The organism is Leifsonia sp. GW821-FHT13C05 (assembly GCF_058806515.1).
Genome location: NZ_JBXAPT010000002.1, coordinates 90322 through 108789 on the forward strand (window position 1 = coordinate 90322; position 18468 = coordinate 108789).

Below are 18468 nucleotides of genomic sequence, written 5' to 3' on the forward strand. Positions count from 1 at the left end.
GCGCGATCTCGCTCTCCCGCATCCGGTCAGTCGTCGGCGGCGGCCTTCCCGCCCCCTGCACCCTGATCGCGGAGCTTCGCCCACTGCCGGAGGCGTTCCGCGACGTTGCGTTCGTACCCGTTCTCGGTCGGTTCGTAGAACGTCTCGCGGGCCATGTCGTCCGGGAAGTAGTTCGCGCCGGAGAAGCCGGTCTCGGTGTCCGGGTCGTACTGATATCCCTTGCCGTAGCCGAGGTCTTTCATCATCCGGGTGGGGGCGTTCAGGATGTGCGCGGGCGGCATCAGCGATCCCGTGCGCTTCGCCGCGGCGTTCGCCCTGCTGAACCCGCGGTACACGCCGATCGACTTCGGCGCCGTCGCCAGGTAGAGCACGGCCTGGGCGATCGCGAGTTCGCCTTCCGGCGAGCCGAGGCGTTCGTAGACGTCCCACGCGGCGAGCGCCTGCTGCACCGCGTTCGGGTCGGCCATCCCGATGTCTTCCGTGGCGAACCGGGTGATCCGGCGGGCGATGAACAGCGGGTCCTCTCCGCCGGCGAGCATCCGGGCCAGCCAGTACAGAGCGGCGTCCGGATCGGAGCCGCGCATCGACTTGTGGAGGGCGGAGATGAGGTTGTAGTGCCCTTCCTGCGACTTGTCGTACAGCGGGGCGCGCTTCTGCACGGCCGCCGCGAGCGCCGCCGAATCCACGGGTGCTGGTAGCGACTGCACCTGCTCGATCATGTTCAGCAGGTAGCGGCCGTCGCCGTCCGCCATCGCGATGAGGGCCTGCCGGGCGTCGTCGTCGAGCGGCAGCGGTGCGCCGAGCAGTTCCTCCGCACGCGTGATGAGGATGCCGAGGGCCGCGTCGTCGAGGCGTTTGAGCACGAACACCTGGCAGCGGGACAGGAGGGCGCCGTTGAGTTCGAAGCTGGGATTCTCGGTGGTCGCTCCGACGAGCACGATCGTGCCGTCTTCGACGTACGGCAGGAAGGAGTCCTGCTGCGCCCGGTTGAACCGGTGGATCTCGTCGACGAACAGCAGCGTGCCCTGCCCGATCTCGCGCCGCCGCTGCGCGGCCTGGAACACCTTGCGGAGGTCGGCGACGCCGGAGAACGTGGCGGAGAGCGGTTCGAACGCCAGGTTCGTCTGCTCGGCGAGGAGGCGCGCGATGGTGGTCTTCCCGCAGCCGGGCGGTCCCCACAGGATCATCGACACGAGTCGCTGCGCAGCGACCATCCGCCCGATCGGCGCATCCTGGGCGAGCAGGTGGTCCTGGCCGACCACGTCTGCCAGGGTGTGCGGGCGCAGCCGATCGGCGAGCGGACGGGACGCGTCGTCCACGTCGAACAGAGAAGGCGGTAGCTCGCTCACGATCGCAGACTACCGTGGGGACCACCGCATCCCCAGCTGAGAGAAGGGAACACGACATGAGACTCACGATCAGCCTGCAGGTCACTCTGGACGGCGTCGCCCAGGCGAACGGCGGCAACAACGAGGAGATGGACCCCGGTTTCACCCGCGGCGGCTGGGCGCTGCCGCTGGGCGACGACGAGGCGGTGCAGTACATCCTCGACACCTGGCGACGCCCGGATGCGTTCCTCCTCGGCCGCAAGACCTACGGCCTGTTCGAGACGTACTGGGGCGCCCGCAGCGACGACGACGGCTTCGGTGCCGCGATCAGCTCGAAGCCGAAGTACTTGGTCTCCAGCACGGTGTCGGACCCCACTTGGCAGAAGACCACCGTGATCTCCGGCGATGTCGCCGAGCGCGTGCGCGAGCTGAAAGCGCAGCCGGGCGGCGAGCTGCTCGTGGTCGGGAGCGCCGCGCTCGCCCGCTGGCTCCTCGAGAACGAGCTGGTGGACGAGCTGAACCTCATCCAGTTCCCGGTGATCGTCGGCGAGGGCGAGCGCCTGTTCCCGGAACGCGGACTCGACTTCGCCCTCGACCTGCTCGACTCCCGGGTGTTCGGCACCGGGATCGTCGCCCTCACGTACGGAGTGGGAGGGCGGCCGGAGTACGCCTGAGCGACGACGACGACGGCTGCGGCCGGCGCCGAACCTCACCCCACCGGGATGCCCGCCTTCGCTGCCTCCAGCGAAGCGCGCAGCTCGGACAGGACCGCCGCGACGGCCTCCCGCCGCTCCCGCGGGATCGGGATGAGGGCATCCAGCTGCGCAAGGAACACCGCCTCCGCCTCGTCGACCAGGCGCTCCCCCTCCTCGGTGAGGCTGACCAGGGACGACCTCCCGTCCGACGGGTTCGGGTGGCGCCGGGCCAGGCCGCGCTGCACCAGGCGGTCCACCCCCTTGCTGATGGCCCCGACCCCGGCGACGAAGTTCTCCGCGATGTCGATCACCCGCGCGCCCGGCTTGGCCGCGAGGTAGCGGAGCATCTCGAACTGGGATGCAGCGATCCCGTGCTCGGCGCGCAGTGCGTCGTCGACCGCGTTGTACAACCGCGTCTCGGAGCGGACGAGGTCGTCGAAGAAGGCGGCCAGGTCGTCGCTCGCGCTTTTGTATGCCATGGCATATAGTCTAATAACTGCATGCCTCGGCATATATCCACGCGATCGGAGAGACCATGACCACGGAACAACGGAGAACCCTCGCCGAGCAGCTGCGGCTCGCCCCAGCACAGCATCCGACGACGATCGACGAGATGCGGGCCGGGTTCGCCGCCCTCATGGGCTCCTTCCCCGTGCCGGGCGGCATCCGCACCACCCCCACCCGCCTCGCTGACCGAGACGCCGTGCTGGTCGAACCGGCGGGGGACCAGCGCCCGGGCACCGTGCTCTACTTCCACGGCGGCTCCTTCATCCTCGGTTCGCCGACGACCGCCCTGAGCATCACGGCGCAGCTGGTCCTCCGATCCGGGATGCGGGCGCTCTCGCTGGACTACCGCCTGGCGCCCGAGCATCCCTTCCCCTCCGCCATCGACGACGGTGTCGCCGCATACCGGGAACTCCTCTCCCAGGGCACGCCGCCGTCGTCCATCGCCTTCGTGGGCGACTCGGCGGGCGGCGGGCTGTCGGTCACCACCTGCCTGGCCGCCCGGGACTTGGGCCTGCCGCTCCCGGCGGCGATCGTCGCCTTCTCCCCCGGCCTGGACCACACCCGGTCAGGGAGCAGCATGGTCACCAAGGACGGCGTGGACCCCTTCTTCACCGCCGAGGCGATGCGACGCACCGGCGAGCTCTACCTCGCCGGCCAGGACCCGGCCCAGCCACTGCTCGCCCCCGCGGTGCACGCCGACCTTCACGGCCTGCCGCCGATGCTGCTGCAGGTGGGGACGAACGAGCTCCTGCTGGACGACTCCGTCCGCCTGGCCGAGCGCGCTCGCGACGCCGGCGTCGACGTCATCCTGGATGTCACCGCCGACGTGCCCCACGTGTTCCAGGCATACGTCGGCGTGCTGGACGAGGCGGCGGAAGCGCTCGACCGGGCAGCGCTGTTCCTCCGCCAGCGGGTGGAATGATGAAGCGACCGCGCTGAGTCGCACCACCGACAGGAGACCGCCGTGACCACCATCGCCGCCAATCTGGAGTGGCTGTTCACCGAAACGGCCGACTGGACCGCCGACCGCATCCGGGCAGCAGCGGCCCACGGTCTCGACGCCGTCGAGATCTGGGGATGGCGCGACAAGGATGTGGAGGCCATTCGGGCGGCACTCGACGAGACCGGCGTCACGCTCCTGTCGCTCATCGTGGACCCACAGCTGCAGCTCACCGACCCGTCCACGCACGAGCCGTATCTCGACGGGGTGCGCGATTCGCTGGAGGTCGCGATCGCGCTCGGCGCCCCCAACCTCGTGGTGGTGGCCGGCCAGGAGCGGGATGGGGTGCCCCGGCAGGACCAGCACGATGCGGTCGTCTCCGTGCCCTCGCGCGCGGCGGCGATCGTCGCGGGCAGCGGGGTCACGCTGCTCCTCGAGCCGTTGAACTCGCGTGTCGACCACATCGGGACGTACCTCTGGTCGACGAGGGAGGGACTCGACATCGTGCGCGAGATCGGCTCCCCGCAGCTGCGCCTCCTGCTCGACGCCTACCACGCGCTCGTCATGGGCGAGGATCTCGCGGCCGAGGTCGGCGACGACATCGGCCTGGTCGGTCACGTGCAGGTGGCCGATACCCCCGGCCGACACGAACCGGGCACAGGGACGATCGACTGGGAGTCGCAGTTCCGCCTTCTCCGCGACCTCGGTTACACGGGCCGCTGGGGGATGGAGTACACCCCGAGCCGCGAGACGGTCGCCTCGCTCCGGCACGTCGAAGACCTGGCAGCGCTGGTCGACGAGCCGCGCGCGCCGGGAACCACGACGTTCGTCGCGGACACTACTTAGATATGAGGGGTATTCGACTGGACGAGCCGACTGTGCTCGAACGCGTGCGGGGCGGTGACGCCGACGCGTTCGGGGAGCTGTTCGACCTGCACCACGATCGTGTCTTCCGCCAGGCCATGCGACTGACGGCGTCTATCCACGACGCTGAGGACGTGACGGCCGTGGTGTTCCTGGAGGCCTGGCGCCGCAGGGATGCGATGCGCGAGGTGAACGATTCGGTCATCGGCTGGCTGCTGGTGATGACGAACTTCGTGTTCCGCAACTATGCGCGCGCATCCCGCCGCTACCGCACCGGGCTGGAGCAGCTGCCACCGCCCGAGCACGCGCCGGATCACGCGGACGCCGTGGACGAGCGCATCGACCGCGACTCCCGCCGTGCGGCACTGCGCCGTGCGCTGGCCACGCTGCCGCGACGCGACCAGGACATCCTGACGCTGTGCGTGCTGGAGGAGCTGAGCACGGCCGACGCCGCCGCGGCACTCGGCATCGCGCCGGGCACGGTCAAATCGCGCCTCTCCCGGGCGAAGACCCGGCTCACCGAACTGCTGCAGCAGGACCCCACCGCGGCGGAACCTGCCACGAGTCCCGCCGCGACGGAACCCACCACGACGAACCCCACTACGACGAACCCCACTACGACGAACGGAGGAGAGCGATGAGCACCGAGCCCACCTTCGACCCGCGCCGCAAGGCCGCGATCCGCGACCTGGTCGTCACGCACGCGGCCGCAACGCAACCAGGCACCGCCCACAAACGCACAGCGCTGATCGTGGCCCTGGTGCTGCTCGCCGTCAGCATCTCCGGCGGCACGGTGGCATACGCCCTCGGCACCGGACTTCTCGACCCGGCCCCGGTGGCGACCGCGACGCCGACACCGACACCCACTCCGACGCCGACGCCAACCGAGACACCGACCCCGACGTCGACGCCCACCACGGTGGCGCCCGTCGACGATCCGGCAGATCCGTCCACCTGGACCATCCGTTTCGATGGTGTCGGTCCGGTCAGTCTCGGGACGCCTTTCGCGGCGCAGCACCAGATCATCCCCGCGTTCTCCGACGCCACCGACCCGATCTGTGTCCCAGAACTGGCGTTCTTGCTCGCCCCCAACGGCCTCCGCTTCAGGTTCGTGGGCGCAGCCGACGGCTCCGACCAGACCGCGGCCATCGAGTTCGGCAATTTCGGAACCGGCGCCGACGACCACGCGAATACCCCGAAGACGCCTGAGGGCATCGGTATCAGTTCCACGGCCGAGGAACTGCTCGCCGCGTATCCGAACATCCAGCAGACGGGCACGTACAACGACCTCGTCACCTACTACGGCCTGACGGACAACCAGGGCGGCTGGATCGTCTTCGCCGTGATGAACGGCGCGGTCACCGACATCCAGATCGCCAACGAAGCTGTCCTGCCGATCGGTCAGAAAAGAGTCAATTCCATCCCTTCCGAGCGCTGCCCCGCCTGACGGGTGGGCCAGGACGCCCACATCACCTGCGGCATCCCGAGCCCTCTCCACCCGGCCCCACTTGACACAATTTCCGACTGCACTCATAATTGAGTGCAATCACTAATCCTGTCAAGAAGGGCACACTCGTGCACGCACTCTCCCTGACCGCATATAAGGAGCCGCTCCAGCGCTCGGAGGTTCCCGAGCCGACCGTCGGCCCGGACGACGTGCTCGTCGCGGTGCAGGCGGCCGGGCTCAACCGGCTGGACGAAGGGATCCGGCAGGGGCAGTTCACGCAGATCGTGCCCCTGCAGCTTCCGCACACGCTCGGGCTCGACCTTGCGGGCACGGTCATCGAAGTCGGTTCCGCCGTCCGGAGATTCACCCCGGGCGACGAGGTCTTCGCCCGCCCGCGCGATGGTCGCATCGGCACCTTCGCCGAACGCATCGCCGTCTCCGAGGACGATGTCGCGCACAAGCCCGCCTCCGTCGACATGATCGAAGCGGCATCCCTACCGCTCGTCGCCTTGACCACCTGGCAGGCGTTCGTCGAGCGAGGTCACCTGCATGCGGGTCAGAAGGTCCTCATCCACGCGGGTGCGGGAGGGGTTGGCACGATCGCCATCCAGCTGGCGAAGCACCTCGGCGCGACAGTCGCCACCACCGTCAGCGCGGCCGACCGCGACTTCGTTCGCGGGCTCGGGGCGGATGTGGTGATCGACTTCCGCACAGAAGACTTCGAAACCCTACTCAGCGGTTACGACCTCGTGCTCGACAGCCTCGGGGGTGAGAACCTCGAGAAGTCGCTGCGCATCCTCAAGCCCGGCGGCACAGCGATCGGCATCGCCGGTCCGCCTGACCCCGCGTTCGCTCGACGGATCGGGATGAATCCCGTGCTCCGGGCGGCCGTCACCGGGCTGAGCCGGAAGATTCGCACGCAGGCGAAGCGCCTGGGCGTGACGTACGAGTTCCTCTTCATGCGCGCGGACGGCGCGCAGCTCGAGCAGATCGCGGCGCTGGTCGACGAGCAGGTACTCCGGCCGGTCGTTGGCCGCGTCGTCCCGTTCGACCAGATCCCCGCCGAACTCGGTTCGCTCGCTCGCGGCATTCGCGCCAAGTCCGTCGCCGCCATCTCCGGCCCGTCGCCGCGCGCCGACCGCTGATCGTCACCCACCACCGAAGGAGCCCACCATGAGCACGGAACCCGTCGTCACCGCATACCGTGACGCCCCCACACGCACCATCCGCGTCGGCGACACGACCGTCGCCTACCGGGAGCTGGGACCGGCAGGCGGCATCCCGGTCGTCTTCTTCGTGCACCTGGCCGGAACGCTCGACAACTGGGATCCACGGATCGTCGACCCGATCGCGAAGCACCGGCACGTCATCGCCTTCGATCAGCGCGGGGTCGGCGGTTCCTCCGGGAAGGTTCCCACGACCCTCGAGGCCGCAGCGGACGACGCATACGCGTTCATCACGGCGCTGGGATACGACCTGATCGACGTCTTCTCCTTCTCCATGGGCGGGATGATCGCGCAAGACCTCATCCTGAAGCACCCCGGCCTGGTCCGCAGGCTCGTCCTCACGGGAACCGGCCCGCGCGGCGGCAAGGACATGGACAAAGTGCTCTGGACCACGTACTGGGACATCCTCCGCGCCGCGCTCACCCGGTCCGACCCCAAGGAGTTCCTCTTCTTCAACCGCAACGCGACGGGCAAAAAGGCGGGAAAGGCCTTCATCGGGCGACTCGAGGAACGCGTGACCGACCGCGACAAGGACATCTCGCTCTCCTCGTTCCACACCCAGCTGAAAGCCATCCAGAGGTTCGGCAGATCGGCCCCGTCCGACCTGTCACGGATCACGCAGCCCACGCTCATCGCCAACGGCGACAACGACCGGATGGTGCCCTCCGTCCTCTCGGAGGACCTCCACCGGCGCATCGCCGGCTCCGAGCTCCTCATCTACCCGGACTCCGGCCACGGTGCGATCTTCCAGTACCACGAGCAATTCGCGCCGGTCGCCGTCGACTTCCTCGGCGCCTAGCCGCCGCAGCACCCCTCACCCGCACCGCTACCCCGACAGTCAAGGAACACTCATGCCATCGCTCACCAATGCCGTCGTCCTCGTCACAGGCGCGAACGGAGGCATCGGCACCGAATTCGTCCGTGCCGCCCTCGACCGCGGTGCATCCAAGGTCTATGCGACCGCGCGCAACCCCCAGACGTGGACGGACGATCGCATCGTCCCGCTCCCCCTCGACGTGACGGACGCCGACTCCATCGAAGCGGTCGTCAGCGCGGCGAGCGATGTCACCGTGGTGATCAACAACGCAGGAGGGGTCCCGCCGACGGCGAGCATGCTCGACATCTCCGAAGCCGACCTCCGCGCGAACCTGGAGCTCAACTTCTTCGCCCCGGTGCGCGTGTCACGCGCGTTCGCCCCCACCTTGATCGCGGCCGACGACGCTGCCCTGGTGAACATCCACTCTGTCGCCAGCTGGTACGCCTTCGGCGGGACGTACAGCGCGTCGAAGGCCGCACTCTGGTCCGCGACCAACTCGCTGCGGCTGGAACTCGACCCGCTCGGCGTGCTCGTCACGGGAGTGCACGTCGGATACGTCGACACCCGGATGGCCGCGCAGGCGGACGGCCCGAAGATGCTGCCCGGCGACCTTGTCGCCGCGGTGTACGACGCCGTCGAGGCCGGCGCGTACGAGGTCGTGGCCGACGACATCAGCGCCCGCATCAAGTCCGGCCTCGCCGCGCCCATCGAGGTCCTCTACCCGGAGTTGAGGACTGCCGGCGGCAACTAAACTCGTCTCCGAGCCGACCGACCACGTCGAAGGAACCCGAAATGAGCGACGTCACCGCCGAACTGGGGCGGCGCGAACGGAACAAGCGCGCCAAACTGGACCGCATCACCGCGGCAGCCTCCGAGCTGTTCGCCGTGCACGGGGTCGACGACGTCACCACCCAGCAGATCGCAGAGCTCGCCGATGTCGGCACCGGCACCGTGTTCCTCTATGCGAAATCCAAGGGCGAACTCCTCCTGCTCGTCCAGAACGCCCACTACGCCGAGGCGCTCGAGGAAGGGCGGGCCGCGGCCGCAACAGCACCGGATGCGCTCGAAGCGCTGCTCGCCGTCGCCCGCCCGATCGTCGCCTGCAACCGGGTCCAGATCGACAACGGACGCACCTACCTGAAAGAGATGGCCTTCGGCGATGCCGACGAGCCCCACCACCGCGCCGCGCTCGACATCGTCACGCGGACCGAAGAGCTCCTGAGCGAGACACTGCTGAGACACGAAGCGAGCACCCCGGCGGACGCGCCCGTCCTCGCCCACGTCATCTCCGCGATCATGCTCCTCTCCATGGCGTCGGCCCCGGATCCGGAGACCTCCGTCGACGACGTCGTGCGCGAGATCGCAACACAGCTCGCCGCGGTGCTCGCGCAGCGGTGAGCGTCAGAGCCGGGCGATCATCGACAACGAATCGGCACAGCGAGGGGCTCTCCGAACGAGCTGACGGCCTGTGACCACGTGCCCGCCGACTGGCGTCTCCGCTCTTCGCGCGGGAGCAACGGCCCAGAAAGCAGAAAACCCCTGGCTAACCAGGGGTTTTCGTGGCGGTACCGGTGGGATTTGAACCCACGGTGGGCTTTCACCCACACAACTTTTCGAGAGTTGCACCTTCGGCCGCTCGGACACGGTACCGCGGACTATCGTACGCGAACGCCCCGCCGACCGCCAATCGACAGCGAACGGTCAGCGCACCACCAGCGCGCGTCAGGATGCGCGCGAGTACAGTGCTGGGAATGGGAACGAAGAGTCGTGTCGCTGTCGGTGCCGGTGTTTCCACGGTCGCGGTCGGGCTTCTCGCGTGGGCGCGGGTCAGGAAGGCTCAGGACACGCTGGAGGCGAGCCGGGTCCGGCTGAACGAGACGCTGCCCGTGCACTCCAAGTGGTGGCGGGATGCGGCCAAGGTGGAGGGCGAGCTGCTCTATGTGGCCATCGGCGACAGTGCAGCGCAGGGCATCGGCGCCTCCGCCCCGCGCAACAGTTACGTCGGCGTGATCGCCGACCACATCAAGGCCGCGACCGGGCGCTCGGTCCGGATGGTCAACCTCAGCGTGTCCGGCGCCACCGTCGCTCTCGCCGTGGCCGATCAGCTGCCGCGGTTCGCCGAGTTGAAACCGGATATCGTCACCGTCGCCATCGGAGCCAACGACATCGCCGCGTTCGATCCCGACCTGTTCGAGGAGGGCATCCGGAAGGTGTTCAACGCCGTCCCCCAGGATGCGATCGTCGCCGACCTGCCCTGCTTCTACCTGCCGTGGAACGAGAAGAAGGTCGCCGTCGGCAACGCCATCCTGCGCCGCGTCGCCGCCGAGCGCGGGCTTACGGTCGTCCCGCTGCACGACACCATGAAGCGTCAGGGGTTGCGCGGCATCGTGACCCAGTTCGCCGAAGACCTGTTCCACCCGAACGACCGCGGCTACCGGGTGTGGGCGTCCGCTTTCCTGCCGGCCGTCACCGCCCACGTGGTGCGCCGGTTCCCGCGCCGTCCGGTCACCGCGGCGACGCAGCAACCGCAGCAGCTACCGGATGCGCAGGCCAGCTGACCGCAGCTGACCGGCAGTGGATGCCCGGGGCGGCGCAGCACAACGCCTTCCCGCCCCGCTGCCATCACCCCTTCGACGTGCCCGGCGCCAGGTGCGACAGCACCCGCTCCCACGCGGGGATCACCACGAGGTGACCGGCGCCCGGCATCATCTCGACCCGCGCATCCGGGATCGCCTTCTGGTACCAGCTGGCGTGGGCGTTGCCCGCGAGCGGGTCGGCCTGGCCGTTGACGATGAGCGTCTTCGCCGCGATGTCGGCGAGGTCGAAGCCCCACGGGCGGGCGGTGTAGCTGAGGATGTCGGCCGCGACACCGCCAGGACCCTGCCGGAAGGCGTCCTTGAGCATCCGGCCGAGGCGGTCACGGGCGCCCGGCCTGGCGAGCGCTGCGTCGTCGACCGGGGATGCGCCGAGCAGGTCGAGAGGCACGTCGGCTTCCTGGTCCGCGGCGTTCACGGCGTCGGCCTGCGGCTGCAGCATTCCGCTCAGCTGGGCGAGCGCCGCATCCGGTTCGAGCGTCGCCAGGTGGTCGGACATGGCCTGCAACTGCGGGTCGATCCACTCGACCGCGTCGTTCGGGGCAGGCGTGCCGATGATGGCGACGCGGTCGGCGATGTCGGGGTGCCTGGCCGCGAAGGCGAGGGCGATGCGGCCGCCGGCCGACCAGCCCGCGATGCCGATGGTCTTCGGGCGGTTGACGCCCATGCTCGACTCGTCCCTGTTCATCGACCGCAGGTATTCGGCGATGTCGTCCGCCGCCTGCGTGATGCTCGGCCAGGTGCCGGCGGGCAGCGGGTCGCTCGAGCCGTAGCCGGGGCGGTCGAACGCCAGGATGTGCACGTTCCTGGTGCTCGACGCATCCGGATCAGGGTCGAAGACGGACGACCCGGGGGCCGGGTGGCAGAACACCACGATGCGCTCCGCCATCGAATCGCCGAGCCCGGTCACGCCGAGCTTGCGGCCGGACGCCAGTGTGAAGGTCAGATTCGCCATGCCGCCTATTGAACCCCTCACAACCGACACTGGCCAGCAGTTGCCCACAGTCCGCGCGATCCTCCGCCCGATGACGGTGGTCCCCCGTAGTGTGAAACCGGATCGAGGAGGTTGCGTGGCGAAGGCTCAGCTCAACTATCGCTGCACGGAGTGCGGCTGGACGACGGCCAAGTGGGCCGGCCGCTGCGGCGAGTGCCAGGAGTGGGGCACCGTCACGGAGGCCACGGCGCCGACGGGCGTCCTGCGCGCGCTCAAGCCCGTCTCGATCGGGGCGGACCGCGCCGCCCGCTCCATCACCGACATCGACACGGCCACGGTCAGCCACTGGCCGAGCGGCATCGCCGAGTTCGACCGCGTGCTGGGCGGCGGCATCGTGCCCGGCGCCGCCATCCTGCTGAGCGGAGAGCCCGGCGTCGGCAAGTCCACCCTCCTGCTCGAGGTCGCCTCCCGCGCCGCCCGCGCCCGGTCGCGCGTGCTCTACGTGAGCGCGGAGGAGTCGGTGAGCCAGGTCAGGATGCGCGCGGAGCGCACCGGGGCGATGCACGACCACCTCTTCCTCGCCTCGGAGACCGACCTCGCCACCATCGTCGGCCAGATCGACGCCGTCGACCCGCGACTCGTCATCGTCGACTCGGTGCAAACGGTGTCCAGCAGCAACGGCGAGGGTCTCGCGGGCGGACCGAGCCAGGTCAGGGAGGTCGCGAGCACGCTCATCCGGGTGGCGAAAGACCGCAACCTGCCCGTGCTGCTCGTCGGCCACGTCACCAAAGACGGTTCCATCGCCGGGCCGCGCCTGCTCGAACACCTGGTGGATGTGGTCTGCCAGTTCGAGGGAGACCGCCAGACCGCGCTCCGCTTCGTCCGGGCGCTCAAGAACCGCTTCGGCCCCACCGACGAGGTCGGCTGCTTCGAGATGTCGGGCGACGGCATCGTGGAGGTCGCCGACCCGAGCGGGCTGTTCCTCAGCCGCACCACCACGCCGGTCTCCGGCACCTGCGTCACCGTCGCGATGGAGGGGCGCCGTCCGCTCCCGGTCGAGGTGCAGGCCCTCGTCGTGGCCACCACAGCGCCCAATCCGCGCCGCGTCACGAACGGCGTCGACTCCTCCAGGGTCGCCATGCTGCTCGCCGTCCTCGAACGCCGCGCCGGCATCCGCCTCGGCGACAAAGACGTCTACGTCTCCACGGTCGGCGGCGTGCGCCTCACCGAGCCGGGCGCCGACCTCGCCATCGCACTCGCCATCGCGTCCGCCGCCAACGAGAAGGCCATCCCGCACACGCTCGCGGCGTTCGGCGAGATCAGCCTGGCCGGCGAGATCCGCCCCGTCGCCAGCGGCAAGCAACGGGCGGCGGAGGCCACGCGCCTCGGCTTCACCACCCGGGTGGATGCGCGCAGCGAGAGCATCCGCGAAGCCCTCCGCGTAGCGTTCACCGCCGCAATCTCCGACCGCGAGCGGGAGCTCGACGCCGCGTTCTGACCCGCGGGGGCCGCCATTCTGGCGAGATGCCACTAACTGTCGCGAAACGCCCGGGATCCGCCACAGTTACTGGCATCTCGCAGCCGCAACCGCGACCCCAGCCGCAACCGCCGCCCCAACCGCAACCGCCACCGCAACCGGCGCGGCCTCAGTTCAGGATGAACTGCTTCGACTCCGCCGACTCGATGCCGGACACCGACGTGGTCAAGTGGTACGACGCCCCGCCGGCGGGAACCTGCTCGCGCGTCTGCTGGCACGTGGCCGGGTCGGAGCGCGTCCTGTCCCACTCGATCGGCGTCTGCGACGACACCGTCTTGCCGGGTTGCAGCAGCACTTCCGCATCCACCTTGTCCGACTGGCAGTCTGTCGACTTCCAGTACGTCTCCGTGCCGCTGGTGATCGTGAACACCTGCTGCGCCGTGCCTGCGTCGATCTTGCAGGACACCGTGCCCGTGTTCGTGATCGACACCGTCAGTTTCGGCAGCTCGCCGGCGGCGTAGGTGTTCGCGTCGGTGTTCGCCGTCACCTTCACGTTCGCCGGTTTGCAGGGCTGGCCGCTCGCCGTCGTGTTCTCGGTCGGGATGCTCGTGCCGTCCGCGCCAGGGGTCGCCGGCTTCGAGTTCGTCGCTGCCGGCGTCGGCGTGCCCTGGGACGAGCCGGGCCGCACGACGATCAGCACGACGACGACGATCACGGCGATCACGCCGAGGGCGAGGATGAGCCGGCGTCGCCAATAGACGGTGCTCGGCTGCGGGCCGACAGGATGCTTGAACGTCGACATGCCTGCAGGATAGCGGCGGCCACGGCGAATGCCGCGGCAACGCGCTAGAGCCGCTTTAACATACGAGTATTTCCCAAGGTATTGGGCTTCACCCGAGCCAGGTCGAGGAACTCCGCGACACCTTCGTCGTGCGAGCGGACCAGCTCCGCGTACACCTCGGGGTCGACCGTCTCACCGCCCATGTCCTCGAACCCGTTGCGCTCGAAGAACGCGACCTCGAAGGTCAGGCAGAACAGGCGGCTGAGGCCCAGCTCCCTGGCGTCGTCCTCCAGCCGCCGCAGCAGCGCGTGGCCGATGCCCCTGCCCAACCAGTCCTCGGAGACGGCCAGGGTGCGCACTTCGGCGAGGTCGCGCCACATCACGTGCAGCGCCCCGCAGCCGATCAGCTCACCATCCGGCGTCTCCGCGACCCGGAACTCCTGCAGCGACTCGTAGAACACCACCGCATCCTTGCCGAGCAGGATTCGTCGCTGTACCAGCGGCTCCACGAGCTCCTGGATGCGCATCACGTCACTGGCACGCGCCCGGCGGATGACGAACCCGGCGCTGTCTGAACCACTCACCCGCCCAAGCCTAGCGACCCGCCGCATCCGGATGCGCACACGCGAACACACGCGCACACGAACACACGCACACGCGAAAGCGGGGCCGCCATTCAGGCGACCCCGCTCCCGGGATACAACAGGTTCGGCTACCTCACTCGGAGGATGCGGCCAGGTCCGGCGTCGCCGGCCCCGTGCCGATGGCGGCCGCGGCGTTGACGCCGGCGCCGATCGGCTCCTTGCGGGCCTCCGTCGTGAACACGAACTCGCCGTCCTTGAAGTCGACGTGAACGTGGTCGCCGGCGTTGAGCTCTCCGTGCAGGATGCGCTCGCTGAGACGGTCCTCGATCTCGTGCTGCACAGCGCGGCGCAGCGGACGGGCTCCGAGGGTGGGGTCGAAGCCGACCTCGATCAGGCGCTCCTTGGCGGCCTGCTCCAGCGTGATCGTCATGTCACGGTCGAGCAGCCTGTCGGAGAGGCGCTTGATGAACAGGTCCACGATCTGCAGCAGTTCCGGCTTGGACAGTTGCGGGAACACGATGATCTCGTCGACACGGTTCAGGAACTCGGGCTTGAAGTTCTTCTTCAGCTCCTCGTAGACCTTGCCGCGCATCCGGTCGTATCCGGTGGTCGGGTCGCCCTCGATCTGGAAACCGACGGGGCCGCCGGAGATGTCCTTCGTGCCGAGGTTGGTCGTCATGATGATGACCGTGTTCTTGAAGTCGACCACGCGGCCCTGACCGTCTGTCAGACGTCCCTCCTCCAGGATCTGGAGCAGCGAGTTGAAGATGTCGGGGTGCGCCTTCTCGATCTCGTCGAACAGCACCACGCTGAACGGCTTGCGGCGGACCTTCTCGGTGAGCTGGCCGCCCTCTTCGAAGCCGACGAATCCGGGAGGAGCACCGAACAGTCGCGAGACCGTGTGCTTCTCGCCGTACTCCGACATGTCGAGGGAGATCATGGCCGACTCGTCGTCGAACAGGAACTCGGCGAGCGCCTTGGCCAGCTCGGTCTTACCGACACCGGTGGGGCCGGCGAAGATGAACGAACCGGACGGACGCTTCGGGTCCTTCAGACCGGCGCGCGTACGGCGGATGGTCTTGGAGAGTGCCGCGATGGCCTCCTCCTGACCGATGACCCGCTGGTGCAGCGCCTTCTCCATGAAGACGAGGCGTGCGGACTCCTCCTCGGTGAGCTTGAACACCGGGATGCCCGTGGCCTGGGCCAGAACCTCGGCGATGAGTCCCTCATCCACCTCTGCCGTGGTCTTCACGTCGCCGGAGCGCCACTGCTTCTCGAGGCGCAGACGCTCGCCGAGGAGGTTCTTCTCCTCGTCGCGCAGCGATGCGGCCTTCTCGAAGTCCTGGTCTTCGATGGCGGCTTCCTTCTGGGAGCGCACCGCGGCGATCTTGTCGTCGAACTCGCGCAGCTCCGGCGGGGCCGACAGGATCGACAGCCGTAGACGTGCTCCGGCCTCGTCGATCAGGTCGATGGCCTTGTCCGGCAGGAAGCGGTCCTGGATGTAGCGGTCGGCGAGGTTCGCCGCCGCGACGATCGCGCCGTCGGTGATGGACACCTTGTGGTGCGCCTCGTAGCGGTCGCGCAGCCCCTTGAGGATGTTGATCGCGTGGGGCAGCGACGGCTCGGCCACCTGGATGGGCTGGAAGCGGCGCTCGAGGGCCGCGTCCTTCTCGAAGTGCTTGCGGTACTCGTCGAGCGTGGTGGCGCCGATCGTCTGCAGCTCACCGCGGGCGAGCAGCGGCTTCAGGATGGAGGCCGCGTCGATCGCGCCCTCGGCAGCGCCTGCGCCCACGAGGGTGTGGATCTCGTCGATGAAGGTGATGATGTCGCCGCGGGTGCGGATCTCCTTGGTGACCTTCTTCAGGCGCTCCTCGAAGTCACCGCGGTAGCGGGAGCCTGCGATGAGCGAGCCGAGGTCGAGCGTGTACAGCTGCTTGTCCTTCAGCGTCTCCGGCACGTCGCCGCGGACGATCGCCTGGGCGAGCCCTTCGACGACTGCGGTCTTTCCGACGCCGGGCTCACCGATCAGCACGGGGTTGTTCTTGGAGCGGCGCGACAGGATCTGCATGACCCGCTCGATCTCCTTCTCGCGTCCGATCACCGGGTCGAGCTTGTTGTCGCGCGCAGCCTGGGTGAGGTTGCGGCCGAACTGGTCGAGGATCTGGCTGCCTGCCTGCGCGGTGGCCTGATCGTTGCCTCCGACCTGGACCTGCTCCTTGCCCTGGTATCCGCTGAGCAGCTGGATGACCTGCTGGCGCACGCGGTTGAGGTCGGCGCCCAGCTTCACGAGCACCTGGGCGGCGACGCCCTCTCCCTCACGGATGAGGCCGAGCAGGATGTGCTCGGTGCCGATGTAGTTGTGGCCGAGCTGCAGCGCCTCGCGCAGGGACAGCTCCAGCACCTTCTTGGCACGCGGGGTGAACGGGATGTGCCCTGTCGGCTGCTGCTGGCCCTGGCCGATGATGTCCTGGACCTGCTCGCGAACGGCATCCAGCGAGATGCCGAGCGACTCGAGCGCCTTGGCGGCGACACCCTCACCCTCGTGGATCAGGCCGAGCAGGATGTGCTCCGTCCCGATGTAGTTGTGGTTGAGCATCTTGGCTTCTTCTTGGGCCAAGACGACGACGCGGCGGGCTCTGTCGGTAAATCTCTCGAACATGTCTACTCCTCAGACGCCGTTGCAGGGTTGGCGTCGATACAAAGAGAGTAACCACCGGAGGGCGCCGTTATAGCCCCTGTTCGCCGTGGGCGTGACAGTGTTTCCCGCGACTGTCCGGGATGCGCAGCCTCAGCCCCGCAGGCCGGGCAGGGTGAGCGTCGTGTCCGGCAGAGTGATGGTCACGTCGGAGGTGGTGGTCACCCCGGACGGCGTCTCGAAGATCGTGGTGTGCGGCACGTAGTCGCGCGTGCAGACGCCGCCGGGGGCCGGCTCGAGCATCGCCTTCAGCTGATTGCTGGCGGTGACGGACACCGATGCGACGGTCGGCGGGCAGGTCGAGCTGCCGTAGAGCACGATCGCGAACCGGTCGCCGTCCTTCATCCAGACGGCCCACGCGGCACCGCCCGCGCTGCTCGCGGGGGCCTCGACACCCTTCGGTTCGCCCGCGTAGTCCTCCACGGGTTTCGAGGACGCTGCCGTGCATCCGGTCAGTGCCAGGCCGGCCAGGAGCACGCCGACGACGGCCACGGTTGCGCGGCTCGCCGCGAGAGTTCGATGCACGCTCTCATTCTAGGAAGCCGGAGGTGGTTCGTGGCTGTGCGCGTTCTAGGATGCACGTGTGAGCAACCTGGAACGCGACCCGGCGGAGGTGCTCGTCGACGACGAGCCGCGCATCGGAGACGATGCCGTCGAGATCCTCGAACCGCGGGATGTGCCGCTCGGCGGCCCGCGCGCGATGAACGTGCGCCGCACGCTCCCCCAGCGCCGCCGCTCGCTGATCGGCGGCTGGTGCTTCATCGACCACTACGGTCCGGACGACGTCTCGGCGACCGGCGGGATGCGCGTCCCTCCGCATCCGCACACCGGCCTGCAGACTGTCAGCTGGCTGTTCGAGGGCGAGATCGAGCACAGGGACAGCGTCGGCAGCCACGCGATGGTGCGACCGGGCGAGCTCAACCTGATGACCGCGGGACGCGGGATCAGCCACTCCGAGGTCTCGACGCCGCAGACGACCCGCCTGCACGGCGTGCAGCTGTGGGTCGCGCTGCCGGACCGGTCGCGCGCGACGGAGCCGTTCTTCGAGCACCACGTGCCGGTCGCCGGGCAGCTCGGCGCCGCGGAGGTGCGCACGTTCGTCGGACAGCTCGCGGGGAGCGGGACGGACGCCACCGTGTTCAGCCCGCTGCTCGGCGCGGAGCTGCTCGTGCACGGCGCCGGGGAGATCGTGGTGCCGCTCGACGCGTCGTTCGAGCACGGCATCCTGGTGGACGCCGGGGACGTCTCCGTGGCGGGCGTGCCTGTGCCGCGTGCACACCTCGCCTACCTCGCGCCCGGACGCGACGCAGTGACCGTGACCGTCGGCGACGGCGGGGCACGGCTGGTGCTGCTCGGCGGTGAGCCGCTCAACGAGCAGATCGTGATGTGGTGGAACTTCATCGGGCGCGGGCACGACGAGGTCGTGCAGTTCCGCTCCGAGTGGATGCGCGACGTGATCGACGACGAGGACGCCCACGGCCGGTTCGGCACCGTCGCGGGCTACGACGGCCGGGCGCTCCCCGCTCCCGACCTCCCCACCGTGCGCCTCAAGCCGCGCGGCTAACGCGAGATACCAGCA

General features: G+C 68.9%; 19 protein-coding genes and 1 tRNA gene. 12 read left to right on the forward strand and 8 right to left on the reverse strand.

Annotated features, from left to right (window positions below):
• Positions 1-26: 26 nt before the first annotated feature.
• Entirely contained in the window at positions 27-1349 is a 1323-nt protein-coding gene (locus AC1ROC_RS06965) for a replication-associated recombination protein A (RefSeq protein ID WP_179150756.1), read from the reverse strand.
• Positions 1350-1405: 56 nt separating this feature from the next.
• On the opposite strand from AC1ROC_RS06965, the gene AC1ROC_RS06970 reads away from it, so the two are divergent.
• Positions 1406-2002, forward strand: a complete 597-nt coding sequence (locus AC1ROC_RS06970; protein WP_085368973.1) for a dihydrofolate reductase family protein — start codon at positions 1406-1408, stop codon at positions 2000-2002.
• Between the two features lie 35 nt (positions 2003-2037).
• On the opposite strand, the gene AC1ROC_RS06975 is transcribed toward AC1ROC_RS06970, so the two are convergent.
• Complete coding sequence (locus AC1ROC_RS06975) at positions 2038-2502, reverse strand: MarR family winged helix-turn-helix transcriptional regulator (RefSeq protein ID WP_168690146.1); 465 nt, start codon at positions 2500-2502, stop codon at positions 2038-2040.
• 56 nt (positions 2503-2558) lie between these two features.
• On the opposite strand from AC1ROC_RS06975, the gene AC1ROC_RS06980 reads away from it, so the two are divergent.
• The 8 genes from AC1ROC_RS06980 to AC1ROC_RS07015 all read left to right on the forward strand — a co-directional run bounded on the left by AC1ROC_RS06980 (position 2559) and on the right by AC1ROC_RS07015 (position 9222).
• Positions 2559-3452 carry an alpha/beta hydrolase gene (locus AC1ROC_RS06980; RefSeq protein ID WP_492999050.1) on the forward strand — a complete coding sequence of 298 codons (894 nt, stop codon included), beginning with the start codon at positions 2559-2561 and terminating at the stop codon, positions 3450-3452.
• Positions 3453-3494: 42 nt separating this feature from the next.
• Positions 3495-4316, forward strand: coding sequence for a hydroxypyruvate isomerase family protein (locus AC1ROC_RS06985; protein ID WP_492999052.1), 822 nt, complete (start codon positions 3495-3497; stop codon positions 4314-4316).
• Positions 4317-4318: 2 nt separating this feature from the next.
• Positions 4319-4975 carry an RNA polymerase sigma factor gene (locus tag AC1ROC_RS06990; protein ID WP_247597148.1) on the forward strand — a complete coding sequence of 219 codons (657 nt, stop codon included), beginning with the start codon at positions 4319-4321 and terminating at the stop codon, positions 4973-4975.
• Complete coding sequence (locus AC1ROC_RS06995) at positions 4972-5781, forward strand: hypothetical protein (RefSeq protein WP_085368977.1); 810 nt, start codon at positions 4972-4974, stop codon at positions 5779-5781. Before AC1ROC_RS06990 ends, AC1ROC_RS06995 begins: the two co-directional genes overlap by 4 nt.
• Before the next feature lie 128 nt (positions 5782-5909).
• Positions 5910-6926 (forward strand): NADP-dependent oxidoreductase, encoded by a 1017-nt coding sequence (locus AC1ROC_RS07000; RefSeq protein ID WP_492999055.1) that lies wholly within the window; start codon positions 5910-5912, stop codon positions 6924-6926.
• Positions 6927-6954: 28 nt separating this feature from the next.
• Positions 6955-7806, forward strand: coding sequence for an alpha/beta fold hydrolase (locus AC1ROC_RS07005; protein ID WP_492999057.1), 852 nt, complete (start codon positions 6955-6957; stop codon positions 7804-7806).
• A gap of 52 nt (positions 7807-7858) precedes the next feature.
• Positions 7859-8575 (forward strand): SDR family oxidoreductase, encoded by a 717-nt coding sequence (locus AC1ROC_RS07010; RefSeq protein WP_492999059.1) that lies wholly within the window; start codon positions 7859-7861, stop codon positions 8573-8575.
• A 41-nt stretch (positions 8576-8616) separates the two neighbouring features.
• On the forward strand, positions 8617-9222 hold the full coding sequence (locus tag AC1ROC_RS07015) for a TetR/AcrR family transcriptional regulator (protein ID WP_492999061.1): 606 nt from the start codon (positions 8617-8619) through the stop codon (positions 9220-9222).
• Between the two features lie 162 nt (positions 9223-9384).
• Here AC1ROC_RS07015 and AC1ROC_RS07020 read toward each other — a convergent pair.
• A tRNA-Ser gene (locus AC1ROC_RS07020) sits at positions 9385-9474 on the reverse strand.
• Positions 9475-9575: 101 nt separating this feature from the next.
• Here AC1ROC_RS07020 and AC1ROC_RS07025 point away from each other — a divergent pair.
• Positions 9576-10382, forward strand: coding sequence for an SGNH/GDSL hydrolase family protein (locus AC1ROC_RS07025; RefSeq protein ID WP_085368982.1), 807 nt, complete (start codon positions 9576-9578; stop codon positions 10380-10382).
• 64 nt (positions 10383-10446) lie between these two features.
• On the opposite strand, the gene AC1ROC_RS07030 is transcribed toward AC1ROC_RS07025, so the two are convergent.
• Complete coding sequence (locus AC1ROC_RS07030) at positions 10447-11373, reverse strand: alpha/beta fold hydrolase (RefSeq protein ID WP_085368983.1); 927 nt, start codon at positions 11371-11373, stop codon at positions 10447-10449.
• 115 nt (positions 11374-11488) lie between these two features.
• Here AC1ROC_RS07030 and radA point away from each other — a divergent pair, with 115 nt between their 5' ends.
• Entirely contained in the window at positions 11489-12850 is a 1362-nt protein-coding gene (gene radA / locus AC1ROC_RS07035) for a DNA repair protein RadA (protein WP_085368984.1), read from the forward strand.
• A gap of 148 nt (positions 12851-12998) precedes the next feature.
• Here radA and AC1ROC_RS07040 read toward each other — a convergent pair whose 3' ends face one another.
• The 4 genes from AC1ROC_RS07040 to AC1ROC_RS07055 all read right to left on the reverse strand — a co-directional run bounded on the left by AC1ROC_RS07040 (position 12999) and on the right by AC1ROC_RS07055 (position 17414).
• Positions 12999-13631, reverse strand: coding sequence for a hypothetical protein (locus tag AC1ROC_RS07040; protein WP_492999065.1), 633 nt, complete (start codon positions 13629-13631; stop codon positions 12999-13001).
• A 44-nt stretch (positions 13632-13675) separates the two neighbouring features.
• On the reverse strand, positions 13676-14194 hold the full coding sequence (locus AC1ROC_RS07045; protein WP_492999067.1) for an amino-acid N-acetyltransferase: 519 nt from the start codon (positions 14192-14194) through the stop codon (positions 13676-13678).
• A gap of 133 nt (positions 14195-14327) precedes the next feature.
• Positions 14328-16853 carry an ATP-dependent Clp protease ATP-binding subunit gene (locus AC1ROC_RS07050; protein ID WP_085368987.1) on the reverse strand — a complete coding sequence of 842 codons (2526 nt, stop codon included), beginning with the start codon at positions 16851-16853 and terminating at the stop codon, positions 14328-14330.
• A 129-nt stretch (positions 16854-16982) separates the two neighbouring features.
• Positions 16983-17414 (reverse strand): hypothetical protein, encoded by a 432-nt coding sequence (locus AC1ROC_RS07055; RefSeq protein ID WP_247597154.1) that lies wholly within the window; start codon positions 17412-17414, stop codon positions 16983-16985.
• Between the two features lie 58 nt (positions 17415-17472).
• On the opposite strand from AC1ROC_RS07055, the gene AC1ROC_RS07060 reads away from it, so the two are divergent.
• A complete protein-coding gene (locus AC1ROC_RS07060) occupies positions 17473-18453 on the forward strand; it encodes a pirin family protein (protein ID WP_492999070.1) in 981 nt (326 codons plus the stop codon).
• Positions 18454-18468 lie beyond the last annotated feature (15 nt).